This is a genomic window from Pseudomonas sp. AGC41, from assembly GCF_057334555.1.
In genome coordinates, this window is sequence record NZ_JBHFJB010000004.1 from 35100 (window position 1) to 48375 (window position 13276).

Annotated in this window: 10 protein-coding genes; 1 reads left to right on the forward strand and 9 read right to left on the reverse strand. The window is 59.8% G+C overall.

What is annotated here, in order from left to right; genetic code table 11:
* Positions 1-85: 85 nt before the first annotated feature.
* The 9 genes from sucD to sdhC all read right to left on the reverse strand — a co-directional run bounded on the left by sucD (position 86) and on the right by sdhC (position 11471).
* Positions 86-970, reverse strand: a complete 885-nt coding sequence (gene sucD / locus ACE04F_RS00580; protein ID WP_305496104.1) for a succinate--CoA ligase subunit alpha — start codon at positions 968-970, stop codon at positions 86-88.
* Entirely contained in the window at positions 970-2136 is a 1167-nt protein-coding gene (gene sucC, locus ACE04F_RS00585) for an ADP-forming succinate--CoA ligase subunit beta (protein WP_305496105.1), read from the reverse strand. The genes sucD and sucC overlap by 1 nt, the downstream gene beginning before the upstream one ends.
* 196 nt (positions 2137-2332) lie before the next feature.
* Positions 2333-3769 carry a dihydrolipoyl dehydrogenase gene (gene lpdA, locus ACE04F_RS00590; RefSeq protein ID WP_305496106.1) on the reverse strand — a complete coding sequence of 479 codons (1437 nt, stop codon included), beginning with the start codon at positions 3767-3769 and terminating at the stop codon, positions 2333-2335.
* A gap of 111 nt (positions 3770-3880) precedes the next feature.
* The gene (gene odhB / locus ACE04F_RS00595; protein WP_305496107.1) at positions 3881-5104 is read right to left on the reverse strand and encodes a 2-oxoglutarate dehydrogenase complex dihydrolipoyllysine-residue succinyltransferase; all 1224 of its coding nucleotides are present in this window, start codon (positions 5102-5104) and stop codon (positions 3881-3883) included.
* Positions 5105-5148: 44 nt separating this feature from the next.
* The gene (locus ACE04F_RS00600; protein ID WP_486104035.1) at positions 5149-7980 is read right to left on the reverse strand and encodes a 2-oxoglutarate dehydrogenase E1 component; all 2832 of its coding nucleotides are present in this window, start codon (positions 7978-7980) and stop codon (positions 5149-5151) included.
* A 262-nt stretch (positions 7981-8242) separates the two neighbouring features.
* Positions 8243-8947 carry a succinate dehydrogenase iron-sulfur subunit gene (locus ACE04F_RS00605; RefSeq protein WP_039594133.1) on the reverse strand — a complete coding sequence of 235 codons (705 nt, stop codon included), beginning with the start codon at positions 8945-8947 and terminating at the stop codon, positions 8243-8245.
* 11 nt (positions 8948-8958) lie between these two features.
* The gene (gene sdhA / locus ACE04F_RS00610; protein ID WP_434569408.1) at positions 8959-10731 is read right to left on the reverse strand and encodes a succinate dehydrogenase flavoprotein subunit; all 1773 of its coding nucleotides are present in this window, start codon (positions 10729-10731) and stop codon (positions 8959-8961) included.
* A 3-nt stretch (positions 10732-10734) separates the two neighbouring features.
* Entirely contained in the window at positions 10735-11103 is a 369-nt protein-coding gene (gene sdhD, locus ACE04F_RS00615) for a succinate dehydrogenase, hydrophobic membrane anchor protein (protein WP_003179222.1), read from the reverse strand.
* Positions 11097-11471: a succinate dehydrogenase, cytochrome b556 subunit gene (gene sdhC / locus ACE04F_RS00620; protein ID WP_024780620.1), complete on the reverse strand. Its 375-nt coding sequence runs from the start codon at positions 11469-11471 to the stop codon at positions 11097-11099. Before sdhC ends, sdhD begins: the two co-directional genes overlap by 7 nt.
* Before the next feature lie 365 nt (positions 11472-11836).
* On the opposite strand from sdhC, the gene gltA reads away from it, so the two are divergent.
* Positions 11837-13126, forward strand: coding sequence for a citrate synthase (gene gltA / locus ACE04F_RS00625; protein WP_003172803.1), 1290 nt, complete (start codon positions 11837-11839; stop codon positions 13124-13126).
* Positions 13127-13276 lie beyond the last annotated feature (150 nt).

Genomic DNA, 13276 nt, shown 5'->3' on the forward strand with positions numbered 1-13276 from the left:
CCCCCCCCCCCACAAGAGCGAACCAGAAACGACAAAGGCCACCCGAAGGTGGCCTTTGTTGCTGGAACGAAGGGTCAGCCGAAGCTTACTTCTTCATTTCCCAGCCAGTCAGCTCGGCCAGGGCCTTGCCGATGTCTGCCAGCGAACGCACGGTTTTCACGCCGGCGTCTTGCAGCGCAGCGAATTTCTCGTCCGCAGTGCCTTTGCCGCCGGAAATGATTGCGCCCGCATGGCCCATGCGCTTGCCCGCAGGGGCAGTCACACCGGCGATGTAGGAAACGACCGGCTTGGTCACGTTTGCCTTGATGTAGGCAGCGGCTTCTTCTTCAGCGGAACCGCCGATCTCACCGATCATGACGATCGCTTCGGTCTTCGGGTCTTCCTGGAACAGCTTCAGGATGTCGATGAAGTTGGAGCCTGGGATCGGGTCACCGCCGATGCCGACGCAAGTGGACTGACCGAAACCGGCGTCAGTGGTCTGCTTCACGGCTTCGTAAGTCAGGGTGCCGGAACGGGAAACGATACCGACCTTGCCTGGCAAGTGAATGTGACCTGGCATGATGCCGATCTTGCATTCGCCTGGAGTGATCACGCCTGGGCAGTTAGGGCCGATCAGGGTGACACCCAGCTCGTCGCACTTGACCTTGGCATCCAGCATGTCCAGGGTAGGAATGCCTTCGGTGATGCAAACGATCAGCTTGATGCCGCCGAATGCCGCTTCCAGGATGGAGTCCTTGCAGAAAGGAGCTGGAACGTAGATCACGCTGGCGGTGGCGCCAGTGGCAGCTACAGCGTCTTTCACGGTGTTGAACACTGGCAGGCCCAGGTGCTCGGTGCCGCCTTTGCCCGGCGTTACACCGCCGACCATCTGGGTGCCGTATTCGATGGCTTGCTGGGTGTGGAAGCTACCTTGCGAACCGGTAATGCCCTGGCAGATAACCTTGGTGTCTTTGTTGATCAGGACGCTCATTATTTGCCCTCCGCAGCTTTGACGACTTGTTGAGCAGCGTCGGTCAGGCTGGTAGCAGCGATGATGTTCAAACCGCTTTCTGCCAGTACTTTAGCGCCCAGTTCAGCGTTGTTGCCTTCAAGGCGAACAACAACCGGGATTTTCACGCCGACTTCTTTCACGGCGCCAATGATGCCTTCGGCAATCATGTCGCAGCGAACGATGCCGCCGAAGATGTTGACCAGTACTGCAGCGACGTTGGAGTCGGACAGGATGATCTTGAACGCTTCGGTAACGCGTTCCTTGGTAGCACCGCCGCCCACGTCGAGGAAGTTGGCTGGCTTGCCGCCATGCAGGTTGACGATGTCCATGGTACCCATGGCCAGGCCGGCACCGTTGACCATGCAGCCGATGTTGCCTTCCAGCGCTACGTAGTTCAGTTCGAACTTGGCAGCGTGCGCTTCGCGCGGATCGTCCTGCGACGGATCGTGGAAAGTCTTCAGCTTAGGCTGACGGTACATGGCGTTGGCGTCGATGTTGATCTTGGCATCGAGGCAGTGCAGATCGCCGTCGGCCTTGATCACCAGCGGGTTCACTTCCAGCAGGGCCAGATCGTGATCCTGGAACAGTTTGGCCAGGCCTACGAAGATCTTGGCGAACTGGGCAACCTGCTTGCCTTCCAGGCCCAGCTGGAAAGCCAGCTCGCGACCCTGGAATGGCTGTGCGCCAACCAGTGGATCGATGGTGGCCTTGAGGATTTTCTCAGGGGTGTCGTGAGCGATTTTCTCGATGTCCACGCCACCTTCGGTGGAAGCCATGAACACGATACGGCGGCTCGAACGGTCAACGACAGCGCCCAGGTACAGCTCTTTAGCGATATCAGTGCACGATTCAACCAGGATCTTGGTGACTGGCTGACCGTTGGCGTCAGTCTGGTAAGTCACCAGACGCTTGCCCAGCCACTGCTGTGCGAAGGCTTTGGCGTCTTCTTTGCTGCGAACCAGCTTGACGCCGCCCGCTTTACCGCGACCACCGGCGTGAACCTGGGCTTTGACAACCCATTCGCTGCCGCCGATCTTGTCGCAAGCTTCTGCTGCCGCTTCCGGGGTGTCTACCGCGTAACCGGTGGATACTGGCAGGCCGTACTCAGCGAACAGCTGCTTACCCTGATACTCGTGAAGATTCATGCTTATTACCGTCTTCGTTAGGTACTGCGCATTCGGTGCTGCACCGTTGTGGTGCCGCACCACCTGTGACTGCTGCTTGCGTAGCGTTCCGGTTAACCGGTGCCGCTACGCAAGACTGCGTCCAGCGGACATTCCGCGGTGAGTCTTGCACGCAAGGCTCGCGACGGGCCGCACCGCCGTGGTTTCTTATTATCCGTTAACGCTTCTTGCGGTTGGCCACGTGGATGGCGCCGCCATTCACGGCCAGGGCCGCTTCATGCAAGGCTTCGGACAGGGTCGGATGGGAGAAGACCATCATGCCCAGGTCTTCAGCGCTGGTGCCGAATTCCATGCCGATCGCGCCTTGCTGTACCAGCTCGGCAGCGCTTGGGCCAATGACGTGAACGCCCAATACGCGGTCGGTCTTGGCGTCGGCGATGACTTTCACGAAACCGCCGGTGTCGTTGGCTGCCATGGCGCGGCCGCTGGCGGCGAACGGGAAGGTGCCGACGTTAACTTCAACGCCTTCGGCTTTCAAGGCCTGCTCGGTTTTACCAACCCATGCGATTTCCGGGTGGGTGTAGATAACCGATGGGATCAGGTCGTAGTTCATCTGGGCCTTGTGGCCCTTGATGCGCTCGACAACCATGATGCCTTCTTCGGACGCCTTGTGCGCCAGCATCATGCCGCGAACCACGTCACCGATGGCGAAGACGCCCGGTACGGCGGTTGCGCAATGATCATCGACCGCGATGAAGCCGCGCTCGTCGATTTCCACGCCGCAGTCGGCGGCCAGCAGGTCAGTGGTCACCGGACGACGGCCGACCGCTACGATCAGCTTGTCGAAAGTGATGGTCTGTTCGCCGTTGGCGTCGGTGTAGTTGACCACGACTTCTTCGCCGTTGACCTTGGAGCCGGTCACGCGAGCGCCCAGCTTGATGTCCAGGCCTTGCTTGGTCAGGGTCTTCAGCGCTTCCTTGGAAACCGCGGTGTCGGCGGCCATCAGGAAGGTGTCGAGGGCTTCGAGCACGGTCACTTCAGCGCCCAGGCGCGACCATACCGAACCCAGCTCCAGGCCGATCACGCCAGCGCCGATCACGCCCAGGCGTTTTGGCACGGTCTGGAATTCCAGGGCACCGGTGGAGTCGACGATGACGTTCTGGTCGACCGGAGCCGGCGGGATGTCGATCGGACGCGAGCCTGGCGCCAGGATGACGTTTTCGGCTTCGATCACTTCAACCGAGCCGTCCGGCTTGGTCACTTCGACTTTCTTGCCCATCAGCAGCTTGCCGTGGCCTTCGATGGAAGTCACGCCGTTGGCCTTGAACAGGGTGGCAACACCGCTGGTCAGGTTCTTGACGATGCCGGCCTTGCGGCCAACCATCGCGGCGACGTCCATTTTCACTTCACCGGTAGAGATACCGTGAACGTTGAAGCTTTCTTTCGCTTCCTTGTATTTCCAGGAGCTGTCCAGCAGCGCCTTGGAAGGAATGCAACCGACGTTCAGGCAAGTACCGCCCAAGGCTTGTTTGCCTTCCTTGTCGGTGTATTTCTCGATGCAGGCAGTGGTAAGGCCCAGTTGCGCAGCCTTGATGGCCGCTACGTAGCCGCCAGGGCCCGCACCAATCACTACCACGTCGAATTTCTGAGTCATGAGTCATTCCTTTTCGAATCAAACCGGACGGTCACTTGTGGTGACCGTCGAGGGACGAAACCGGTTGTTTCAGCAAGAGGCCGGTCAACAGACCGGCCCTCGCGGCGAAAATCAGATATCCAGCAGCAGACGAGCCGGATCTTCAAGCAGGTTCTTGATGGTTACCAGGAACGTCACGGCTTCTTTGCCGTCGATCAGACGGTGATCGTAGGACAGTGCCAGGTACATCATCGGACGAATCACGACTTGACCATTGATCGCCATCGGACGCTGCAGAATGTTGTGCATGCCGAGGATAGCCGCTTGTGGCGGGTTGACGATCGGGGTCGACATCATCGAACCGAATGTACCACCGTTGGTGATGGTGAACGTACCGCCGGTCATCTCTTCGATGGACAGCTTGCCGTCACGGGCCTTCTTGCCGAAGGTGGCGATGCCGCCTTCGATTTCGGCCAGGCTCATCAGTTCGGCGTTGCGCAGTACCGGAACCACCAGGCCACGGTCGCTGGAGACCGCGACACCGATGTCGGCGTAGCCGTGGTAGACGATGTCGGAACCGTCGATCGACGCGTTGACGGCCGGGAAGCGTTTCAGCGCTTCGGTGGCAGCCTTGACGAAGAACGACATGAAGCCCAGGCGTACGCCGTTGTGGGACTTCTCGAACAGGTCCTTGTACTTCGAACGCAGGGCCATGACTTCGGTCATGTCGACTTCGTTGAAAGTGGTCAGCATCGCCATGTTCGACTGGGCTTCGACCAGACGCTCGGCAACCTTGGCGCGCAGGCGGGTCATCGGTACGCGTTTTTCCACGCGGTCGCCGGCAGCGAACACTGGCGCGGAAGCGGCAGGCGCGGCTGGCTTGGCTGGCGCTGCGGCCGGTGCGGCTTTCTTGGCGGCAACAGCGGCCACCACGTCTTCCTTGGTCACGCGACCACCCTTGCCGGTGCCGGCAACGGAAGCGATGTTGATGCCATTTTCTTCAGCCAGCTTGCGTGCAGCCGGGGCAGCGACTGGATCGTCTTCGCCCGACGCAGCAGGAGCAGCAGCCTGAGCGGCAGCCGGTGCAGCAGCGGCGGCTGGAGCGGCGGCGGCAGCGCCGCCCTCTTCGATCGAGCCCAGGACCTGGTTCGACAGAACGGTAGCGCCTTCTTCGGCAATGATTGCGCCCAGCACGCCGTCGGCTTCGGCCAATACTTCCAGCACGACCTTGTCGGTCTCGATGTCGACGATCAGGTCGTCACGCTTGACGGCCTCGCCTGGTTTCTTGTGCCAGGTGGCAACGGTGCCATCGGCAACCGATTCCGGGAATGACGGGGCTTTGATTTCGATAGCCATTATCTGTGGGTCCTTAAAATTCGGTTTCAGTCAGCGCGAAGGCGTTAAACAGTGAAAGCATCTTGCAGCAGTTTTTCCTGCTGCTCGGCGTGCATCGACGCATAACCACACGCAGGGGCAGCAGAAGCATCACGACCGGCGTACTCCAGGCCCAGGGCCTTGTTATGGTTGCCGATGCTGCGACGCAGGTGATGCTGGCTGCTGTACCACGCGCCCTGGTTCATCGGTTCTTCCTGACACCACACCACGTGAGTGAGGTTGGTGTAAGGCGCGATGGCCTCCATCAGGTCGTCTTCCGGGAACGGGTAAAGCTGCTCGATACGCACGATGGCGATGTCTTCGCGGCCTTCGGCACGACGTTTTTCCAGCAGATCGTAGTAGACCTTGCCGCTGCACAGGATCAGGCGAGTCACCTTCGCCGCGTCCAGGCTATCGATTTCCGAAATGACGGTCTGGAAGGAGCCTTCGGCGAGGTCTTCGAGCGTCGAAATCGCCAGCTTGTGGCGCAACAGCGACTTGGGCGTCAGCACGATCAGCGGCTTGCGCAGCGGACGGATGACTTGGCGACGCAGCAGGTGGTAGATCTGCGCCGGGGTCGTCGGTACACAAACCTGGACGTTGTGCTCGGCGCACAATTGCAGGTAACGCTCCAGACGTGCCGAAGAGTGCTCCGGCCCCTGCCCTTCATAACCGTGTGGCAGCAGCATGGTCAGGCCGCAGAGACGACCCCACTTGTGCTCGCCGCTGGTGATGAACTGGTCGACAACCACCTGGGCACCGTTGGCGAAGTCGCCGAACTGGGCTTCCCAGATCACCAGCGCATTCGGCTCGGTGGTGGAATAGCCATATTCGAACGCCAGGACGGCTTCCTCGGACAGCAGCGAATCGTACAGGTCGAAACGTGGCTGGCCTTTGTACAGGTGTTGCAGCGGGATGTAGGTGCTGGCGTCTTTCTGGTTGTGCAGCGCCGCGTGGCGGTGCGAGAAAGTACCGCGGCCTACGTCCTGGCCGGTGATGCGAATCGGGTGACCTTCGAACGCCAGGGTCGCGTACGCCATGGTTTCGGCGTAACCCCAGTTGATCGGCAGGCCGCCGGCTTGCATCTTCTGGCGGTCTTCGTAGATCTTCGCGACCTGGCGCTGGACCACGAAGCCTTCTGGAATTTCCAGTAGCTTGGCGGACAGTTCCTGCAAGGTCTTGAGGTCGAAGCGCGTGTCGTGACGCGCGGTCCAGGCGTGGCCCAGGTAAGGACGCCAGTCCACGAACAGTTCCTTGTTCGGTTCCTTGACCAGGCTTTTCACAACGTGCAGGCCGTTATCCAGGGCGTTGCGATATTCATCGACTTTCTCCTGGATGCGCGCGGCATCCAGAACGCCGCTCTGGGTCAGGCGATCGGCATACAGCTCGCGGGTGGTGCGCTGCTTGGCGATCTGCTGGTACATCAGTGGCTGGGTACCGCTTGGCTCGTCGGCCTCGTTGTGGCCGCGACGACGGTAGCAGACCAGGTCGATCACCACGTCGCGCTTGTACTGCATGCGGTAGTCGATGGCCAACTGGGTCACGAACAGCACGGCTTCCGGGTCATCGCCATTCACATGGAGAATCGGCGCCTGGATCATTTTCGCGACGTCGGTAGCGTACTCGGTGGAACGCGAGTCCAGCGGGTTGCTGATGGTGAAACCGACCTGGTTGTTGATGACGATGTGAACCGTACCGCCGGTCTTGAAGCCGCGGGTCTGCGACATCTGGAAGGTTTCCATGACCACGCCCTGACCGGCGAATGCCGCGTCACCATGGATGGAAATCGGCAGGACCTTTTCACCGGTCGGGTCGTTGCGGCGATCCTGGCGGGCACGGACCGAACCCTCGACCACCGGGGAAACGATTTCCAGGTGGGACGGGTTGAAGGCCATGGCCAGGTGGACTTCGCCACCGGTGGTCATCACGTTGGACGAGAAGCCCTGGTGGTATTTCACGTCACCGGAACCCAGCTCGACCTTCTTCTTGCCTTCGAACTCGTCGAACAGCTCGCGCGGGTTCTTGCCGAAGGTGTTGACCAGTACGTTCAGGCGACCACGGTGGGCCATGCCGATGACGACTTCCTTGGTGCCGTAGGAGCCGGAACGCTGGATCAGCTCGTCGAGCATCGGAATCAGGCTTTCGCCGCCTTCCAGGCCGAAACGCTTGGTGCCCGGGTATTTGGTGCCCAGGTATTTCTCCAGGCCTTCACCGGCGGTGACGCGCTCGAGCAAGTGGCTCTTGATGTCGGCGGAGTACGTCGGACGGCCACGAACGCTTTCCAGACGCTGCTGGAACCACTGGCGCTGCTCGGAATCGGTGATGTGCGTGAATTCAGCGCCGATGGTGCGGCAATATGTCTGCTGCAACGCTTCGTGAATTTCGCGTAGGCTCGCTTCCTCTTTGCCGATGAACAGGTCGCCGGCACGGAAGGTCGTATCAAGATCGGCATTGGTCAAGCCGTAATGAGTGATCGACAGGTCTGCAGGTGCAGGACGCTGCCACAGCCCCAGCGGGTCCAGCTGGGCTGCCTGGTGGCCGCGCATCCGGTAGGCCTGGATCAGTCGCAGTACTTCAACTTGCTTCTTCTCATGCTCGGAGCTCACGCTGCCGGCAGACACCGGTTGGGCGCGGCGCTGGTTCTTTGCCAGCAGCACGAAATGATCGCGAATCGTCGAGTGCGAAACATCGGTGGCAGAGTTACCGTCGGCCGGCAACTTCTGAAAGTAGGTGCGCCATTCTTCTGGCACAGCGTTAGGGTCGTGCAGGTAGAGCTCGTAGAGCTCTTCCACATAGGCAGCGTTACCACCGGAGAGGTGGGCACTGTTCCACATGCGCTGCATCACGCTTTCTTGCATGCTTGGTCACCCTCGATTAGGGGAACACCACCGGCGAAAACACCGAGCAAACTTGCAGAAGTCCGAGTGCAGCGACTAAAACAAGCCACTTAGGATCACGCTGATAGTCCGGGTACCAGCCCGGATGCCCCTGCTTGTCTCATTTCTTCAAAATAAGAACGGCCGCTTTGTGAGTGGCTGTTCTGGTTATAGCCAGGACGTGGGTTGAAGCCCACGCCCTCGCCTTTACGGGTACAGCGGTTCTACGGGTACAGCAGCTGAATCACACGCCGTTTTGCAGCAGCATGTTACGTACGTGACCGATGGCCTTAGTCGGGTTCAGGCCTTTCGGGCAGACGTTGACGCAGTTCATGATCCCGCGGCAGCGGAATACGCTGAACGGGTCATCCAGTGCGGCCAGACGCTCGGACGTCTTGGTGTCACGGCTGTCTGCCAGGAAGCGATACGCTTGCAGCAGGGCGGCCGGGCCCAGGAATTTGTCCGGGTTCCACCAGAACGATGGGCACGAGGTCGAGCAGCAGGCGCACAGAATGCACTCGTACAGACCGTCGAGCTTTTCACGCTCTTCAGGCGACTGCAGACGCTCGATGGCCGGAGCCGGCGTGTCGTTCTGCAGGAATGGCTTCACCTTCTCGTATTGCTTGTAGAAGATGCTCATATCGACGACCAGGTCACGGATGACCGGCAGGCCTGGCAGCGGCCGAACGATCAGCTTGTTGCCCTTGACCACCGCCGACAGCGGCGTGATGCAGGCCAGGCCGTTCTTGCCGTTGATGTTCATGCCGTCGGAGCCGCAAACGCCCTCGCGACACGAGCGACGATAGGAAAAACCTTCGTCCTGCTCTTTGATCAAGGCCAGCACGTCCAGCACCATCAGGTCTTTACCACCGGTATCGACCTGGAAGTCCTGCATGAACGGCGCGGCGTCCTGATCAGGGTTGTAGCGATACACACTGACTTGCAACATAGCGGTCACCCTTAATAAGTCCGGACTTTAGGTTCGAAAGTCGGAACAGTCTTCGGCGAGAAGTTCACGGCACGCTTGGTAACGCGCTTATCACCCGGGAAGTACAAGGTGTGGCACAGCCAGTTTTCGTCGTCACGGTCTTCATAGTCTTCGCGGGCGTGGGCACCACGGGACTCTTTACGCACTTCAGCCGCGATGGCGGTGGCTTCGGCCACTTCCAGCAGGTTCTGCAATTCCAGCGCTTCGATACGGGCAGTGTTGAACGCCTGCGACTTATCGTTGATCTTCACGTTGGCGATTCGTTCACGCAATTGCGCCAGCTGGGCAATACCCTTCTGCATGTATTCGCCGGTACGGAACACACCGAAGTAGTTCTGCATGCAGCTTTGCAGCTCGCGACGCAGGGTGGCGACGTCTTCGCCTTCGGTACGCTCGTTGAGACCGGCCAGACGCTTGAGGGCCACGTCGATGTCGGTATCGCTGGCGTCGCGGTATTCGATACCGTCGGTCAGCGCTTTTTCCAGGTGCAGGCCGGCAGCGCGGCCGAATACCACCAGGTCGAGCAGCGAGTTGCCGCCCAGGCGGTTGGCACCGTGCACCGATACGCACGCCACTTCACCCACTGCAAACAGGCCAGGGATGATTTCGTCCACGCCTTCGGCGTTCTGGGTGATTGCCTGGCCATGAATGTTGGTGGCAACGCCGCCCATCATATAGTGGCAGGTTGGAACCACTGGAACCGGCGCAACGACTGGATCGACGTGGGCGAAGGTCTTCGACAGTTCGCAGATACCTGGCAGGCGGCTGTGCAGCACTTCTTCACCGAGGTGATCGAGCTTGAGCATCACGTGGTCGCCGTTCGGGCCACAGCCGTTACCGGCAATGATCTCTTTAACCATCGAACGAGCCACGACGTCACGACCGGCAAGGTCCTTGGCGTTCGGAGCATAACGCTCCATGAAACGCTCGCCGTGCTTGTTGATCAGGTAACCGCCTTCACCACGGCAGCCTTCGGTGACCAGTACACCAGCGCCGGCGATGCCGGTCGGGTGGAACTGCCACATTTCGATGTCCTGCACCGGCACGCCGGCACGCAGGGCCATGCCGACGCCGTCACCGGTGTTGATCAGGGCGTTGGTGGTGGACGCGTAGATACGGCCCGCACCGCCGGTCGCCAGCACGGTGGCCTTGGCGCGGATGTAGGTGGTTTCGCCGGTTTCGATGCAGATCGCGATCACGCCGACAAAGGCGCCGTCCTGGTTCTTCACCAGGTCAACGGCGTAGTACTCGTTCAGGAACGTGGTACCCGCTTTCAGGTTGCCCTGGTACAGGGTGTGCAGCAGTGCGTGACCGGTACGGTCGGACGCCGCGCAAGTACGCGCAGCCTGGCCGCCCTTGCCGTAGTCCTTGGACTGGCCACCGAACGGACGCTGGTAGATGCGGCCGGTTTCGGTACGCGAGAACGGCAGGCCCATGTGGTCCAGCTCGAACACTGCGGCCGGGCCTTCCTGACACATGTATTCGATAGCGTCCTGGTCGCCGATGTAGTCGGAACCCTTGACGGTATCGTACATGTGCCAGCGCCAGTCATCGTTCGGGTCGGCCGAAGCGATGGCGCAAGTGATGCCGCCCTGGGCGGAAACGGTGTGCGAACGCGTCGGGAAAACCTTGGTGATCACGGCAGTCTTGTGACCGCCCTGGGCCAGTTGCAGCGCAGCGCGCATGCCGGCACCGCCACCACCAATGATGATGGCGTCGAAAGAAATCGTTGGAATGTTAGCCATGAATCAGATACCCCAGAGAATCTGCACACCCCAGACGAAGTAAGCGAACATCGCAACGCCGCATACTGCCTGGAAGAGGAAACGTACGGCAGTCGCCGACTTGCCGAACGCCATCTGCGTCAGGTAGTCGGTCGCGATGGTCCACATGCCGACCCAGGCGTGAGCGCCGAGTGCGACAAGTGCCAGCAGACTGAAGATACGCATCCAGTTGTTTGCAAACAGTTCGTGCCATTGGGCATAGCCCAGGCCGGGGTTGGCTACCACATATCCGATCAGGAAGATGAAATAAGCCGCGAGAACGACCGCAGAGACGCGCTGCGCCATCCAGTCATAAAGGCCAGAACGCGAGAGGTTCGTGACGTTGGTTACCATATCCAGACTCCTGCCAGAACGATTACCACCACGGAAACGGCGATAACGATTTTCGAGCCCAGCTTGCCGCCTTCCAGCGTCTCACCGATGCCCATGTCCATGATCAAGTGGCGCACGCCGGCTACCAGGTGATACAGCAAGGCGGACAGGATGCCCCAAATCACTAGCTTGGCTAGCGGACTGGTCAGACACGCTTTCACCTGACCGAAGCCTTCTTCCGAATCGAGCGACTTGTCCAATGCATAAAGCATGATGGCCAGGCTGACGAAGAGGATGACACCGGAAATACGGTGAAGAATGGACGTGTAAGCAGTGACTGGGAGTTTGATGGTCCTTAGGTCTAGGTTTACAGGTCGTTGGCTTTTCACGGCTTTTTTTTCACACTGAAGAGCCCCTAACAATCAGGGCAAAGTTGTTGGGGCGCGCACTGGTCAGGTACTCACCACCCAGGGAGTGACGACCCCCAAGAAAGCAGGCCCAAAAGCCCCTGGCGGTCGGTGGCCGAGTATAGACAGTTAGGCTACTAATGACAACGCGTTCACCTTCCCCTAATAGCGCATTGCACATGCAGGGCAAAAGGCGTAAACGGCAGGCAATTTCGCGGAAAAAGTCCGGTTAAAGCCTTCTGGAGCAAGACTTTAGGCAAATTGACATTCGGATTTATCTCACTATAGTGGTGCGGGCCCTGCGTGGGGGGTCTGTCTGATGATTCCAAGCATTAATAGGAGGCCACATGGCTGACAAAAAAGCGCAGTTGATCATCGAGGGCGCAGCCCCCGTCGAGCTGCCCATTTTAACCGGCACCGTTGGTCCCGATGTAATCGACGTACGGGGCCTGACGGCCACGGGCCGTTTCACCTTTGACCCAGGTTTCATGTCGACCGCCTCGTGCGAGTCGAAAATCACCTATATCGACGGCGACAACGGCATCCTGCTGCACCGCGGCTACCCGATCGAGCAACTGGCTGAAAAATCGGACTACCTGGAAACCTGCTACCTGCTGCTCAACGGCGAACTGCCGACCGCAGAGCAGAAGGCCCAGTTCGTCAGCACCGTGAAGAACCACACCATGGTTCACGAGCAGTTGAAGACCTTCTTCAACGGCTTCCGTCGCGATGCCCATCCGATGGCCGTCATGTGCGGTGTTGTCGGCGCCCTCTCGGCCTTCTACCACGACTCCCTGGACATCAATAACCCCCAGCATCGCGAAATCTCCGCGATCCGCCTGGTGGCGAAGATGCCGACCCTGGCAGCCATGGTCTACAAGTACTCCATGGGCCAGCCCATGATGTACCCGCGCAACGACCTGACCTATGCAGAAAACTTCCTGCACATGATGTTCAACACCCCGTGCGAGATCAAACCGATCAGCCCGGTGCTCGCCAAGGCCATGGACCGGATCTTCATCCTCCATGCCGACCACGAGCAGAACGCCTCCACGTCCACCGTGCGCCTGGCCGGCTCGTCGGGTGCCAACCCGTTCGCCTGTATCGCCGCCGGTATCGCCGCGCTCTGGGGCCCTGCCCACGGCGGTGCGAACGAAGCGGTACTGACCATGCTCGATGAAATCGGCGATGTCTCGAACATCGACAAGTTCATCGCCAAGGCCAAGGACAAGAACGATCCGTTCAAGCTGATGGGCTTCGGCCACCGGGTCTACAAGAACCGCGACCCGCGCGCCACCGTCATGAAGCAGACCTGCGACGAAGTGCTCAAGGAACTGGGGATCAAGAACGATCCGCAACTCGAACTGGCCATGCGCCTGGAAGAGATCGCCCTGACCGACCCGTACTTCATCGAGCGCTCGCTGTACCCGAACGTCGACTTCTACTCGGGGATCATCCTCAAGGCGATCGGCATCCCGACCAGTATGTTCACCGTGATCTTCGCCCTGGCGCGGACCGTCGGCTGGATCTCCCACTGGAAGGAAATGCTCTCCAGCCCGTACAAGATCGGCCGCCCGCGCCAGCTGTACACCGGCTACGAGTCGCGTGACATCACCAAGCTGGAAGACCGCAAGTAAGGCTTGCCTTGCAGTAAGTCTCAAGCTGCACTGGAACAGCCCCTGCTTCTTATAAAGAGCAGGGGCTGTTTTGTTTATGCCTTCAAAAAGCGCAGTGTCAGGACCGGCCTCTTCGCGAGCAGGCTCGCTCCCACAAGCATCGCATTCCAC